Annotated in this window: 14 protein-coding genes; 4 read left to right on the forward strand and 10 right to left on the reverse strand. The window is 60.5% G+C overall.

Annotation, left to right across the window (positions count from 1 at the left end; translation table 11 throughout):
- Window positions 1-9 precede the first annotated feature (9 nt).
- The gene (locus ACQY1L_RS07200; protein WP_430243565.1) at window positions 10-2,589 is read left to right on the forward strand and encodes an HWE histidine kinase domain-containing protein; all 2,580 of its coding nucleotides are present in this window, start codon (window positions 10-12) and stop codon (window positions 2,587-2,589) included.
- Between the two features lie 104 nt (window positions 2,590-2,693).
- Here the strand turns inward: ACQY1L_RS07200 and ACQY1L_RS07205 are convergent, their stop codons facing one another.
- Window positions 2,694-2,957 carry a hypothetical protein gene (locus ACQY1L_RS07205; protein ID WP_430243567.1) on the reverse strand — a complete coding sequence of 88 codons (264 nt, stop codon included), beginning with the start codon at window positions 2,955-2,957 and terminating at the stop codon, window positions 2,694-2,696.
- A 218-nt stretch (window positions 2,958-3,175) separates the two neighbouring features.
- Here ACQY1L_RS07205 and ACQY1L_RS07210 point away from each other — a divergent pair, with 218 nt between their 5' ends.
- Together ACQY1L_RS07210 and ACQY1L_RS07215 are read left to right on the forward strand one after the other, a co-directional pair.
- Window positions 3,176-3,862, forward strand: coding sequence for a fumarylacetoacetate hydrolase family protein (locus ACQY1L_RS07210; protein WP_430243569.1), 687 nt, complete (start codon window positions 3,176-3,178; stop codon window positions 3,860-3,862).
- A 22-nt stretch (window positions 3,863-3,884) separates the two neighbouring features.
- The gene (locus ACQY1L_RS07215; protein WP_430243571.1) at window positions 3,885-4,412 is read left to right on the forward strand and encodes a gamma carbonic anhydrase family protein; all 528 of its coding nucleotides are present in this window, start codon (window positions 3,885-3,887) and stop codon (window positions 4,410-4,412) included.
- On the opposite strand, the gene ACQY1L_RS07220 is transcribed toward ACQY1L_RS07215, so the two are convergent.
- From ACQY1L_RS07220 to ACQY1L_RS07230, 3 genes are read right to left on the reverse strand one after another with little or no spacing between them, the layout of a single operon-like run.
- Window positions 4,413-4,835 (reverse strand): Fur family transcriptional regulator, encoded by a 423-nt coding sequence (locus tag ACQY1L_RS07220; RefSeq protein WP_430243573.1) that lies wholly within the window; start codon window positions 4,833-4,835, stop codon window positions 4,413-4,415.
- A complete protein-coding gene (znuB, locus tag ACQY1L_RS07225; RefSeq protein WP_184655048.1) occupies window positions 4,832-5,659 on the reverse strand; it encodes a zinc ABC transporter permease subunit ZnuB in 828 nt (275 codons plus the stop codon). Before znuB ends, ACQY1L_RS07220 begins: the two co-directional genes overlap by 4 nt.
- Complete coding sequence (locus ACQY1L_RS07230; RefSeq protein WP_430243862.1) at window positions 5,652-6,602, reverse strand: ATP-binding cassette domain-containing protein; 951 nt, start codon at window positions 6,600-6,602, stop codon at window positions 5,652-5,654. The genes znuB and ACQY1L_RS07230 overlap by 8 nt, the downstream gene beginning before the upstream one ends.
- 115 nt (window positions 6,603-6,717) lie before the next feature.
- Here ACQY1L_RS07230 and znuA point away from each other — a divergent pair, with 115 nt between their 5' ends.
- Window positions 6,718-7,701: a zinc ABC transporter substrate-binding protein ZnuA gene (gene znuA / locus ACQY1L_RS07235; protein WP_430243575.1), complete on the forward strand. Its 984-nt coding sequence runs from the start codon at window positions 6,718-6,720 to the stop codon at window positions 7,699-7,701.
- Between the two features lie 93 nt (window positions 7,702-7,794).
- On the opposite strand, the gene ACQY1L_RS07240 is transcribed toward znuA, so the two are convergent.
- The 6 genes from ACQY1L_RS07240 to ACQY1L_RS07265 form a co-directional block, all read right to left on the reverse strand.
- Window positions 7,795-8,136: an RcnB family protein gene (locus ACQY1L_RS07240; RefSeq protein ID WP_062457117.1), complete on the reverse strand. Its 342-nt coding sequence runs from the start codon at window positions 8,134-8,136 to the stop codon at window positions 7,795-7,797.
- A gap of 142 nt (window positions 8,137-8,278) precedes the next feature.
- Entirely contained in the window at window positions 8,279-9,889 is a 1,611-nt protein-coding gene (locus tag ACQY1L_RS07245; protein ID WP_430243577.1) for a glycoside hydrolase family 43 protein, read from the reverse strand.
- A gap of 84 nt (window positions 9,890-9,973) precedes the next feature.
- The gene (gene mgrA / locus ACQY1L_RS07250; protein ID WP_430243579.1) at window positions 9,974-11,020 is read right to left on the reverse strand and encodes an L-glyceraldehyde 3-phosphate reductase; all 1,047 of its coding nucleotides are present in this window, start codon (window positions 11,018-11,020) and stop codon (window positions 9,974-9,976) included.
- Between the two features lie 68 nt (window positions 11,021-11,088).
- Complete coding sequence (locus ACQY1L_RS07255; RefSeq protein ID WP_113112166.1) at window positions 11,089-12,225, reverse strand: Gfo/Idh/MocA family protein; 1,137 nt, start codon at window positions 12,223-12,225, stop codon at window positions 11,089-11,091.
- Window positions 12,226-12,251: 26 nt separating this feature from the next.
- Window positions 12,252-13,013, reverse strand: coding sequence for a sugar phosphate isomerase/epimerase family protein (locus ACQY1L_RS07260; protein ID WP_192086600.1), 762 nt, complete (start codon window positions 13,011-13,013; stop codon window positions 12,252-12,254).
- Between the two features lie 103 nt (window positions 13,014-13,116).
- Entirely contained in the window at window positions 13,117-14,289 is a 1,173-nt protein-coding gene (locus tag ACQY1L_RS07265) for an ABC transporter ATP-binding protein (RefSeq protein ID WP_430243581.1), read from the reverse strand.
- Between the last annotated feature and the right edge of the window lie 4 nt (window positions 14,290-14,293).

The raw sequence follows: 14,293 nt of genomic DNA on the forward strand, positions 1-14,293 counted from the left end.
GGGCCACCAATGGGCTATGAGTACACAGATGCCAGTCTGATCGTCTGCGATAGGGAGCCAATCACGCGACTCGAAGAGATCCAGAACTTCGCGTTCCTCGTTGCGATGTCGAACGACTGGACGATCGTTCGCGTATCCGAGAACTCCGAAACATTCTTCAACGTCAAACCGGAGAAACTCCTGGGCACGCGCTTCGACACGTGGATCAGTGAGACGGCGCTCCACGACATCCGGAACCGGATGGCGATTTTGGCGTCAACGACAGGAGAGAGAATCTTCGACGTGAAGCTGGTGCAGGGATTGCCCAACGTCGATCTGTCGATCCATTTTCAGGGCGATCTTCTGATTGTCGAAGGAGAACGGACACAGAAGACCGAACGGGTGGAGGCGGCTTCGATGGTTCGCGCAATGGCTGCGCGTCTGACCAAAGTTCCTTCAATCGAGAAATTCCACAGAGATGCGGTCCGACAGGTCCTGGCGATCACCGGCTTTGATCGAGTGATGATCTATCGGTTCGACACAGACGGTCATGGCGAAGTCATCGCGGAATCAACCCGCGCCGGGGTGGATAGTTTCCTCGGGCTTCATTATCCCGCGTCGGACATCCCACGCCAAGCGCGCGAATTGTACTTGCGCAACCCTTTCCGCATCATAGCCGACGTCTCGGCACCGACCGTGGCGTTATTGCCTCCCGCGGACGCGGTCACGCTTCCGCTTGACCTGTCGATGTCGATCAGCCGCGCCGTGTCTCCCGTCCATATCGAATATCTGCGCAACATGGAGGTTGGTGCCTCCCTATCCATTTCGATCGTCGTCGAGGAAAAGCTGTGGGGGCTTATCGCATGCCATGCCAATGGACCGCGCCTGCCGAGCTTCATCATGCGGACGGCATCGGAACTGTTCGGCGCGATGTATTCGATGATGCTGGAGAGCCGTCTGCGGCGCGGCAGCGAGGAGCACGAGCATCGCGCACGTGCTTTGGCTGATCGCGTCATTACGATGATTGCTGGTGACGAATCGTTGATGGAAGATGCTCAGTGGCTGCAGGACATGACGCGCGACATGTTGGATTGCGATGGTGTCGCAATTTACCGTCGCGGCAAAGCTCATCTTCACGGGGCCACGCCGTCGGAACATAATGTCATCTCTCTGGCCCATCATCTGAACGCCGCCTCGCCGAGCCGGGTGTTCACGACCGACAACTTGGCTTCGGTCCATGCGCCGTGCAGCGAGACAGCGGACCGCGCCGCTGGCATGCTGTCGATCCCCATCTCGCGTGTTCCGCGCGACTATATCTTGCTGTTCCGCCGCGAGCGGCTGAGCGAGATCAGGTGGGGTGGCAATCCTGCAAAGCCAGCGGAAGCAGGCACCGAGAGCGAACGCATATCGCCCCGCAAAAGCTTCGCAGCATTCGCCGAACTCGTCCGCGGCAAGTCCAACCCTTTTTCCGATCGCGATCAGCGCATCGGCGAAGCGATCAGACAGGCACTGATCGAAGTCATCCTGCGCTATTCGGACGGCGCCAGCGACGAGAGACGACGTGCTTCCGAACGTCAGGAAGTGCTGATTGCCGAACTCAATCACCGCGTCCGCAACATCCTTGCCCTGATCCGCAGTCTCATGACGAAGACAAGCCATACAGCCGTTGATGTCGCGAGCTATGTCGAATCGCTCGGCGGACGGGTGCAGGCGCTCGCACGAGCCCATGACCGCGTCACGCGCCAGAGCTGGGGCCCGGCGCCGCTCGCCGGCATCTTTCAGGATGAGATCGCGGCACATGACGGCTTACGCGGTCGATTTACCTTGAAGGGGCCGAACGTACTGCTGCAGCCACAGGCGATGTCGACCATTGCGCTGGTCGTCCATGAACTCGTCACCAACAGCTGCAAGCATGGCGCGCTTTCGGCCAACGGCCGCATAGAGGTGACCGTCGACTCGGTCGACGGCGAAGGCGTTTACATCAAATGGAAGGAAATCGGCGGCCCGGCCGTGGTTGCGCCGACACGGCGAGGGTTTGGGTCTGTCATCGTCGAGAAAACGATTCCGTTCGATCTGAAGGGAACGGCAGAGGTCCGCTTCCTGCTGGCCGGGTTGGAAGCGGATTTCTTCATCCCGCTAAATTATGTGATCATTGCGCCTCAAGACCCGGCACCGACGCAGACGATGATTGAGCCCGATACCCTGAAAGCAACCAGCCTCCCCCCAAAGCAACTACTGCACGATGCGCAGGTTCTGCTGGTCGAGGACAACATGCTCATCGCACTGGAGGCCGAGGACATGCTGTACGAGCTGGGCGCGGTTCAGGTTCACCTCGCCTCCACTATTGCCGAAGCCGAACAGTTGCTTGCCAAGCAGAGTTTCCAGTTCGCTATGCTGGACATCAATGTCGGTCGCGGCACAAGTTTCGATCTTGCGACCAAGCTCGGGCAAGCCGGAACGCCGTTCATCTTCGCGACCGGCTACGGCAACGAATTGGCGATCGCGCGCAGAAAGGAAAGTGAGGTCGTCATCCAGAAGCCCTATGAGCGTGATCATCTTGCGCGCGCCGTGCAACAGGTGCTGACGAAAGCGACTGTCGAAGGTGGCTGACGAAAGTGCTCGCGCTCTAGTCATTCATCCGCTCTGAAACGACGTTCCCTGCTCCCACTGCGGTCAATGACCTCAACCGGCAGGTTGCCAGCATGACAGCCCGTTCAGTGAACCGACTGTCCGTCGTCCTCTTCGAGGAAGCTTTTGATGCCATCGCGTTCGGCGGTGGCGAGGAATTCTTCCCAGGCGTCCTTGTCGGTCGCGAATGTCTCTTCCCAGCTGGTCACGACTTCCGTCTGGCTGATGACCTCGAGCGTCCAGTCGCCATTGGTATCGGCCGGGCGATAGATATCGACGAGCACGGTGATGCCGTCGTCTTCGAACTCACCGGCGAATTCTGAATGTTCGAGTTTGGGCTGTTGCGTCATCGGTGAAGAACCTTCGTTATCGTGCTGTCTTTAGTGCGATGCCAGCTCAACACGCCGGCCCTTGTTCGGTTGCATGGCCGGCATATTTGCCGAATGCGCTTTCCCTTATAGCAAAGCGAAAATTCGCGCCAGCCGTACGGCTGCGCAGAAATCGGGCTAGGATTGTCGGCCGAATTGGTGGACAAAGGACGCCTATCGATGACCGGAGGAATTTTTCGATGCGCGCTACCGTGATCCCTGCCCCTCAGCCCGTGCTTCTTGATGTCGAGGGCGAGACCGAACAGTTTCCGGTGCGCCGGGTCTATTGCGTCGGCCGCAACTATGCGGACCACGCCATCGAAATGGGCCATGATCCGTCACGCGAGCCGCCCTTCTTTTTCCAGAAGAATGCCGACAATCTCTATCATGGCGACACGTTCCCATACCCGCCAGTCTCTTCCGATGTGCATTTCGAAGTCGAGCTGGTGATGGCGCTTTCCGGTGGCGGCGCCGACATTCCGGTCGAAGAGGCCCTGTCCAAGGTCTATGGCTACGGGATCGGCATCGACTTCACGCGGCGCGATGTGCAGGACAAGGCGAAGAAGATGAGCCGGCCTTGGGAATCGGCAAAGGCGTTCGAACATTCGGCGCCCGTCTCCGCACTTGTCCCGGCCGCCCAAATCGGGCACCCGCAGGAAGGTGCGATCTGGCTTGAGGTCAACGGCGAACGCAAGCAGTCCGGCAACCTCAACCAGATGATCTGGAAGCTGCCGGAAATCATCGCCGAACTGTCGAAGCTCTTCGTGCTGGCACCGGGTGACGTGATCATGACCGGGACGCCGGCGGGCGTCGGCCCGATCGTCAAGGGCGACACGATCACCTGCAGCGCCGAGGGTGTCGGCGAACTCTCTCTCACGGTGATCTGAAGCACGAACCGGAGGTCAACAGATGCCGATCTACGCGCTTGGTGAATTCCAGCCTAAACTCCCCTCCGCCGACCGCTTCTGGATCGCGCCGGATGCGAACGTGATCGGCAAGGTGGAACTGGGCGAGGATGTCGGCATCTGGTTCGGCGTGACGCTTCGCGGCGACAACGAGCCGATCACGGTTGGTGCGCGGTCGAACATTCAGGAGGGCGTGATGGTGCATACCGATCCCGCCTACCCCGTCGTAATCGGCTCGGACTGTACGATCGGCCACCATGCGATCGTGCATGGCTGCATCATTGGCGACAATTCGCTGATCGGTATGGGTGCGACCATCCTGAACGGCGCAAGGATCGGCCGCAATTGCCTGGTGGGCGCCAATGCGCTTGTCACCGAGGGGAAGGACTTCCCCGACAATTCGCTGATCGTCGGCTCGCCCGCCAAGGCGATCCGTACGCTCGACGATGACGCCGTCGAGCGGCTGCGGCAATCTGCGGCGCGCTATGTGGAGAACTGGAAACGGTTTTCCCGGGACCTCAGGCCGGTGTGACTACGCGGCACACTTCTCGCAGATGCCGCGGATCTCGATCGTCGTCTTTGATGGCTTGAAGCCTTTGCTGGACGCCCAGTCGGTAAGGTGGTGATCGACCTCGTGATCGTGGAATTCCAGCACCTGGCTGCAGCTTTCGCAGATCGCGAAGGCAACCGTGCCGTGGCCTTGACCTTTTCCGCAGCACGCGCTTTCTCGGTGGGCGCACGCGACGAAGGCGTTGAGGCTTTCGAGCCGGTGGACCATGCCGAACTCGGTCAGCTTGTCGAGCGCACGGTAAACCTGAAGCGGTGCACGGAAGCCGTGGTCGCGCAGTTTGTCGAGGATCGTGTAGGCGCTGAGCGGCCCATCGGCACGGTCAAGTGCCTCAAACACCAGAGACTGGTTCTTGGTCAGGGCCGGATTGACGATCGGGGCGTTCATCCGCGCACTCCTTTATTGGTTGCCCGCTCATTCGTTTTGCGGCCGAAGGCGGGAAGCAAACTCATGATGAAAAGTAGGAGTGCGGCCACCACGATGGAAGGGCCGGACGGCGTATCATAGGTCAAAGAGCCGAATAGACCGCCGACGACAGCTGCAGCACCGATCAGCGAAGCGAATACCGCCATCCATTCCGGGCTTGCCGAAAAGCGTCTGGCGGTCGCTGCAGGAATGATCAGCAGCGAGGTGATCAGCATGATGCCGACGATCTTCATGGCGATCGCGATGACCAGCGCCATCAGAAGCATGAAGAACAGTTTTGCCTGAGCCGGCCGCATGCCTTCGGCTTCCGCCACGTCTTCACTCACCGTCGAAGCGATCAGCGGGCGCCAGAGGAATGCGAGCGCTGCGATCACGACGATCCCGCCACCCCAGATCAGTGCAATATCGGATGGCGTGACCGCCAGGATGTCGCCGAACAGGAAGGCGATCAGATCGATCCGAACCCAGGTCATGAAGGCAACGAGGACAAGGCCGATCGCCAGAGCCGAATGGGAGAGGATCCCGAGCAGCGCATCCGCAGACAGCGACTGGCGACGCTGAAGGAGGAGCAGCAGGCCGGAGACGAGGACGGCGACGCCGAACACCGACAGAAGAAGATTGACCTCGAAAAACAGCGACAGCGCCACGCCGAGCAGCGCCGAATGGGCCATCGTGTCGCCGAAATAGGCCATGCGCCGCCACACGACGAAGCAGCCGAGCGGTCCGGCTGTCAGCGCCACGCCGACTCCGGCGATCAATGCGCGAGTGAAGAAGTCGTCAAGCATGGGGCTTGCCCTCGCCGTGATGATGGTGGGCGTGGTCGCCATCGTGGTGATGGTCGTGAGCACCAACGTGATGGTGCTTGTGGTCACCATGCTCGTGGTCGTGCCCGGCGTGATGCTCGTGATGGTGGCCGTCCTCGGGGTGGCAATGATCCGTGATCGAGCCGTCGCGGTGCTGGACCCGGCCGTCCGGCAGGTGGGTATGGTCGTGATTGTGGCTATAGACTGCGAGCGCACGGCCATTGGCGCCAAACAGCTTGGCATAGTCAGAACTCTGGCTGACCACTTCCGGCGTGCCACGGCAGCAGATATGACCGTTGAGGCAGATCACCGTGTCGGTCCCCGCCATCACCATGTGCAGATCATGCGAAATCATCAGGATGCCGCAACCCGTCGTGGTGCGGATCTTGCGGATCAGATCGTAGAGCGCTGCCTCGCCAGCGAAATCGACGCCCTGCACCGGCTCGTCCAGCACCAGCAGGTCCGGCTTGCGTGCCAAGGCGCGGGCCAGCAGCGCGCGCTGGAATTCGCCGCCCGACAGGTGCCGGACTTCGGCGTCTGCAAGATGCGCGATGCCGGTCGCTTCGAGCGCTGCGATCGTATCCTGATCGGAAATCGAGCTCGTCAGCCGCATCAGGCGACGAACCGAAAGCGGCATCGTCCAGTCGATCGAAAGCTTTTGCGGTACATAGCCGATGCGCAGGTCGCGGCTACGGGTAACGGCACCCTCGTCTGCCTTCAGGACACCAATCGCCATCTTGGCGGTCGTCGATTTGCCGGCGCCATTGGGTCCGATCAGCGTCACCACTTCGCCGCGGGCAATCGACAGATCGACGCCGCGCACCAGCCAGCGATTATCCCGGAAAATGCCGGCATTCGACAGCGATACGAGTTTCGCTGCGGCCTTTGCATGATCTCCAAGCGGCAGGTCGGCCCGGTTTCTCATCAGCATGGTCGTCTAAAAATCCTGTTGTCAGGCCTCTTGCAGACCCTCATGGCACACGTTATAGCATAACGCAATTGATGTAATAACATTACGTCATTTCACAAGGAGCTATCCGATGAAATTTGCCGCAACCCTCCTCCTCTCATGCTCGGCCCTGATGACCGCATCGAACGCATTTGCCGATGCACCCAGCGTCGTGGTCTCGATCAAGCCGATCCATTCGCTGGTCGCCTCGGTCATGAAAGGCGTGGGCGAGCCGAAGCTGATCGTCGAGGGCGCGGCCTCCCCGCATACCTACAACATGCGCCCATCCAACGCGTCGGCCCTGCAGAAAGCCGACCTGATCTTCTGGGTCGGCCATGGCATGGAAGCGTTTTTGGAAAAGCCGCTTGAGGCGCTCGGCGCCAAGGCTGCCGTGGTAAGCCTGGAAGACGCGCCGGGCCTGACCAAACTGAAGTTCCGCGAGGGCGGTGTGTTCGAGCCGGAAGCCGAAGAGGAAGGCCATGATCACGGACATAGCCACGGCAGCGAGGATCACGCAGCCGGCGCGGAGGACGACGGCGACCACGACCATGACGGCAATGACGTGCATCTATGGCTCGACCCGATGAATGCCAAGGCGATGGCGCAGGAGATCGAGAAGGCGCTGGTTCAGGCCGACCCGGAAAACGCGACGACATATCAGGCGAATGGCGCAGACCTGATGAAGAGGCTCGATGCACTCGATACGGAACTGAAGATCACGCTCGCTCCGGTCAAGGACAAGCCGTTTATCGTCTTCCACGATGCCTATCAGTATTTCGAGAACCGCTACGGCGTGAAGGTTGCGGGCTCGATCACGGTGAGCCCCGAATCCATTCCCGGCGCAGAGCGCGTGAAGGAAATCCACCAGAAGGTGGAGGAGCTTGGCGCCACCTGCGTGTTTGCGGAGCCTCAGTTCGAGCCGAAGCTGGTGAAAGTCGTGACGGAAGGAAGCAAGGCGCGTTCCGGCGTTCTTGATCCGGAAGCCGGCGCACTGACCGAGGGGCCTGATCTCTACTTCGAGATGATGCGCGGTCTCGCAACGTCGTTGAAGACCTGCCTCTCGCAGGCTTCCTGATCTTCAAGACATTCGAGGTGCTGCGACCTGCAGTGCCGCGTGTTGAGAGAAACAGGTGGGGGACGTCGAACACTCGACGTCCCCCAACTCAATTCATCGGCCGGAAATGATGCTTGCGATCACGCCACTGGTGATGCCGACGAGCAGGAAGTCGTTATCCACCTTCACCCAACGCTGACCGCGCGGCGGGGCCGACAGGCGGTAGCGGCGATAATCGCGGACTTCCGCCATATGGCGGCGCTCAGCGGCCGACATGCGATGACCCCGCACCCAGCGCTTCTTGGTGACGACGACTTTCTTCTTTTCAATGACGACATGCTTGCCGGCCGGGCGGTGATGCTCCGGACCCTTCCGCCAATCCTGCGCCTGCGCTGTGGAGGCGATCGGCGCGACCAGAACGGTAGCGGCGAGCATGGCAATGATGAATTTCTTCATGGTTGTTTCCTCGTATTGAACACACGAAAGAATTAGAGCCCAACCGATGAACGCCATATGAATGCAAGATTAAACTTACGTAATGATCCTAGTGCCTTGGCGTCATATCTTATCGCAGGAAGTTAAGCGCTACGGGAGCTTCTCATACGATTGGCTCGTATACGAAGTCGTCGAAATCAGCGGCTTTCGCACGACCTGAGGTATCGAAGGCAAACACGCCCACGAATGCGCCGGTGAATGAGCTATGCTCGCCGCGTCCACCTTCGTCTGAGATGACAGAGGCGTCCAGCTTCGGTCCGATCGCCTCCCAGTCGTTCGCTCCACCTGCGCGCCAGAAGAACTGGAGATCATTGTCATTGACCTCGATTGCCAGATGCACCGGTCCGTCCGGCACCGGCACGCCGCTTCCGGCTGGCCAGACGAGCTTTGCATGCGGGAAGTCGCCGGGGCATGACAGCACCGTTACGACGCGGCCGAGCTTCTCGTGCAGCGTGACGGCGACGGCATGCAGCTTGTGGCGATTGTAGTAATGGGTAAGGCCTGCCACCTGCTGGTAGGTGTCGGGTGAGAAATCGACGACCGTCTCGGCGCGGAAGCGATGGTGCTCCTGCCTGCGGGCAACGAGCGCCTGCTCGAACCAGGAACCGATGCTTTCCCGGCCGATCAGGCGCAGATGTCCGGGGCGCTCCGTCAGGCTGAAGATCCGCTCCGGCTCCGGCGTGCGCAGCCACTGGAATTCGCTCGGCAGCACCGCCGTGTCGAACCGGTGCGCTACGCGACCGGTATCCTGAGCCACCTCGGTGCCGTTCGTCACAGGGACGTCGACGGCTGGAACCACGCCGCCATGTTCGAGATAGAGCCAGTCGTCCTTCCAGACGCATTTCTGCAGGGCCGTCTCGCGCCCGAGCGGTGAGCGGCGATGCGGTTCGATCGGTCGGCTGCAGAGGTGGGTGTGATAGACCTCTCCTTCCGGCGTCTCCACATACTGCCCATGGCCGGACCGCTGCAGCTCCGCCTCCGGTGCATCCTTGGACGTGATCAGATGGTTATCGGGATGTAGCTCGTAGGGGCCGCCAATCGCCTTCGACCGGGCCATCGTCACGGCGTGGCTATAGCCTGTGCCGCCTTCGGCCGCCGTCAGATAGTACCAGCCATTGCGCTTGAAGAGATGCGGGCCTTCGACAAGGCCGAGCGGGCTGCCGGGAAAGATATTGCTGATCGGGCCCTTCAACGTCTTCGTTCCGGCGTCCCATTCCTGCATGAGAATGCCATCGAAAGCCGGTGATTGGGGCGCGCCGCCAAAGCTCTCGGTCCGGTGGTTCCACTGCATGTTCAGGAACCACTTGCGCCCGTCGTCGTCGTGAAACAGCGACGGGTCGAAGCCGGAGGAATTGACATAGATCGGGTCCGACCATTCACCTTCAATCGTCGGCGATGTGACGATGTAGTTGTGAGCGTCCTTGAAGCTGCCGTCGAACCGTTTCACGTCGGTATAGACCAACCAAAACAATCCATCCGCATGGGAGAGGCACGGCGCCCAGACGCCGCAGCTATCGGGATTGCCGCGCATGTCGAGCTGGCTTTTCCGCTCCAGAGGCCGCCGCACGAGCGTCCAGTTCACGAGGTCGCGGGAGTGGTGGATCTGAACGCCCGGATACCACTCGAATGTGGAGGTCGCGATATAATAGTCCTCGCCGATACGGCAGATCGATGGATCGGGATTGAAACCCGGCAGGATCGGATTGCGGATCATGGATTTCCTCCGGTGGTCGTAAAGTCTCAGGGCGCAGACTGCTCTCTCCTCAGTCTGCACCCGTGTCTCCCGCTGTGGGGAGGTTCACTTGCGGGCGGGACCCTCGCGTTCGGCCGACGCTGCCCAGAGGTTGATATCGGCCTCCTTGGCGTAACCGTCGATCTCGGCCAGTTCAGCTGCCGTGAATTCCGGGTTCTCGAGCGCCTTGACGCAATCCTCGACCTGTTCCGGGCGGCTGGCGCCGATCAGGGCCGTCGTCACGCGGCCGCCGCGCAGCACCCATGCAAGCGCCATCTGCGCCAGCGTCTGGCCTCGCCTTTCGGCAATGGCGTTCAGACCTTTGAGGTTCTCGACATTCTTGTCGTTGAGGAAGGCCGGGCGCAGCGACTTGCCCTGGGCGGCACGGCTGTCTTCTGGAATGCCGCCCAGATATTTCGATGTGAGCATGCCCTGAGCCAGCGGCGAAAACACGATCGAGCCGACGCCGAGATCGTCCAGCGTGTCGAGCAGACCGTCTTCCTCGACCCAGCGATTGATCATTGAATAGCTCGGCTGGTGGATGAGAACAGGCGTGCCCAGAGCCTTCAGGATCGCCGTAGCTTCCCGCGTGCGCTGCGAATTGTAGGACGAGAGGCCGACATAAAGCGCCCTGCCCGAGCGAACGATGTGATCCAGCGCGCCGCAGGTCTCTTCCAGCGGCGTATCCGGATCGAAGCGGTGCGAATAGAAGATATCGACATAGTCGAGACCCATGCGCTTCAGGCTCTGGTCACAGGACGCGATCAGGTACTTGCGGCTGCCCCATTCGCCATAGGGGCCGGGCCACATGTTGTAGCCGGCTTTCGACGAGATGATCAGTTCATCCCGCAGTCCATGAAACTCATCGCGCAGGATCTGGCCGAAGGCCGTTTCGGCGCTGCCAGCCTTCGGGCCGTAATTGTTGGCGAGATCGAAATGGGTGATGCCGAGATCGAAGGCTTTTCTGCAGATATCAACCTTGCGCTGGTGCGGCGTGTCGTCACCGAAATTGTGCCACAGGCCGAGCGAGATCGCCGGAAGTTTGAGGCCGGACCGGCCGCAGCGATTGTATTTCATGGTGTCGTAGCGGTTGTCCGCCGGGTGCCAAGCCATCTCTGAAAAATCCTCCGAATGAAAAACGGCGCCGACCTCTTCTTCGGCGCCGTGCACGTCATAGAGTATCAGACAAGAAGCGCCAACGCTTCATCGATGCCGAGTGCCGCCGGTTGGGTGCAGGTCGTTGTGGTCGCAACGAAATTGCCCTCTTCTCCGGATTTCAGGATCGAGGTCATGACGTCGACGCCATGCAGCGCCCGGTCGATCGAGCAGCGAATGTCGCGCCCTTCGATCAGTGCCATTGCCATGTCGGCCAGACCTGCGGTGCGATAGTTTGCACGCGGACCGTTCGTCGGATGCTCCTGGTTGTTTTTGCTGAAGGGATGATCCCAGTCCTTCAGCGGCTGGATATCCTTGTCGCGGCCGCTTGCTTCCACCACGCCACCGAAGAAGTTCGGGTCGGGGACGTAGATCGAGCCTTCCGTGCCGTAGAGTTCCATATTGGCATGACGATGCGACCAGACATCCCAGCTGGCCGAGAGCGTGATCGTTGCGCCTGCCGCGAACTCGAGCAGAGCGTGGATGTTGGTGGGGGTCTCGACAGGGATGCTCTGTCCCTTCAGCGGTTCGCTGGTGATCGTCCGCGTCGGATTGGCCATCGACGTCAATGCCGCGACCCGTTTGACGGGGCCGAGGAAGTTGACGAGGTTGGCGATATAGTACGGCCCGAGGTCGAGGATCGGCCCGCCGCCGTTGAGGAAGAAGAAGCCGGGGTTCGGGTGCCACATTTCCATGCCCGGGCTCATGACATGGCATGTACCCGACGTGATGCGTCCAACGCCGCCGTCATCGATGAATTTTCGGGCCAGCTGGTGCGCGCCGCCCAAAAAGGTGTCCGGCGCACAACCGATCGCCATCCCCTTTTCCCGTCCGAGGGCCTGCAGCTGCTTTCCCTCTTCCAGCGTGATGGTCAGCGGCTTTTCGGAATAGACGTGCTTGCCGGCATCGAGAATGGCTTTCGAGACCTCGAAATGCGCGGCCGGGATCGTCAGGTTGACAATCACGTCAAGCTCGTCATTGGCGAGCAGCTCCGGAATGGTCTGCGCCTTCACCCCGTATTCTGCTGCCCGCAGCCGCGCCGCCTCCGGATTGAGGTCGGCGCAGGCCAGAACCTTGATCCCCTTAAACAGCGGAGACAGCGCGAAATAGGTCATGGAAATGTTGCCGCATCCGATGATGCCGACGCCAAGTTCCTTGGTCATGGGAAACTCCGATCCAATATCTGAATTCAGTAGGTCTTGAAGGCGGCCATCGAACGGGATGCGAGCCGCTCGATATCCTTCGGGTTGTCGTGCTCCAGCACGAAGTGCTTGGCGGGTGTCTTCTTCAGTGCCGCCATCAGATCTTTCCACGGCACGGTGCCATGGCCGACATCAGCCCATCCGTCTTCATCCGTGTTCTCGCCCGCTGGCGCGATGTCCTTGACGTGAACCGCCGAGATCTTCTTGCCGTAGCTTTCGATCCAGGTGAACGGATCGGCACCGCCACGGACGACCCAGGCGATATCCGCTTCCCAGCTCAGGTCAGGGCCGCCGGCAAAGATCTGTTCCTGTGGCGTGGAGCCATCCGGCAGTTGCTTGAACTCGAAATCGTGGTTGTGCCAACCGAATGTATAGCCGGCGTCCTGATAGCGTTTTCCGGCTTCCTGCAGGCGCTGACCGAAGGCGAACCAGCCTTCCGCATCCGTGGGTCTCTGATCGGCTGCGAGGTGGGGGCAATAGATGGCACTGATGCCGAGCGTCTTTGCGATCAGCAGTGCCTGGTCAGGCTCCTGTTCGAGGAGGTCGAGACCGAAATGGCCTGTGGGCATCGTGAGTTCGTTGGCATCGAGCTCTGCACGAAACTTCTGAAGACCGGCCTCGTCGAGCGTTCCGTAGAGACCGCCATAGCCCTCGACCTCACGGTAGCCGTGACTGGCCACGAGTTTCAGAACATCGGATAGCGGCGGGAAATTGCGGGCGCTGTAAAGCTGGAAACCGAGCGTCGTCATGTCATTCTCCTTGCAATGAAACTTTGGTCCGCGGAAAGCGAGAATACCGCTCCCACGGCTGGTCACCCTCCTGGGGAGTGGTGAACTATTGAAAAGCTGCGGATCAGATCCGCTCCTCGGTCGCCGCATCGAACAGCGACGCCATGGTCATGTCGAAGCCCAGCCGGACCTTCGATCCGACAGCGTAACGACGGGCTCCGCCGACGCGAACGGACAGAGTGTGAGCGGCGAGTTTCAGCCAGATGAGATTGTCTGCACCCATCGGCTCCTCGATGTCGACGATCGCCTCATGGATTTCCTCTCCGGCGATATCGGCATCGACCTTGATATGTTCTGGACGGACGCCGAGGACGACCTTGCGCCCGGGCGTTAACGGTTCAGATGCGCTGTAACCGTCGAGCAGGAAGCTGACGCCGTTCGTCTTGAACACGGGACGGCCGCCCTCTTCCGCCAGCTCGCCATCCAGGAAATTCATCGAGGGTGAACCGATGAAGCCCGCGACGAACTTGTTCTTCGGTCGGTTGTAGATTGTGACCGGATCGGCGAGCTGCTGGATGACGCCGCTCTTCATGATGGCGATGCGGTCTGCCAGCGTCAGCGCCTCGATCTGGTCGTGGGTCACGTAGATCATCGTGTTCTTGAGCTGCTGATGCAGCCGCTTGATCTCGACGCGCAGCTCGGATCTGAGCTTTGCGTCCAGGTTGGAAAGCGGCTCATCGAACAGGAAGACGTCGACATCGCGCACCAGCGCACGGCCGATGGCGACACGCTGCCGCTGGCCGCCGGAAAGAGCTGCCGGCTTTCGCTGCAGAAGCGGTTCGATCTGCAGGATCGCCGAAGCACGCGCGACGCGTTTGGCGATGTCTTCCTTCGGCAGTCCGGCAACCCGCAGGCCGAAGGACAGATTCTTTTCGACCGTCATCTGCGGGTAAAGCGCATAGGACTGGAACACCATGCCGATGCCGCGATCCTTGGGTTCCTCCCAGGTGACGTTGCGGCCCTTGATGAAGATCTGGCCATCGGTCGGCTCCAGCAAGCCGGCGATGCAGTTGAGGAGCGTCGATTTCCCGCAGCCGGAGGAACCGAGCAGAACAAGGAATTCACCATCGTGAATGTCGAGGTTCAGGTCTTCCAGAACCGTGACCGCCCCGAAGGACAGCGACAGGTCGCGGATCGAGACGCTGTGCTCGCCGGATAGGGTGGAGGGTTCGGGCAACGAGGTTGCACCTGGGGGAAATGCGTTGGTGTATGGTGTCTGGACGGAAAGATCGGTCATGGGG

Origin of the sequence: Neorhizobium sp. DAR64862/K0K3 (genome assembly GCF_050500185.1) — a bacterium.
GTDB lineage: Bacteria > Pseudomonadota > Alphaproteobacteria > Rhizobiales > Rhizobiaceae > Neorhizobium > Neorhizobium soli.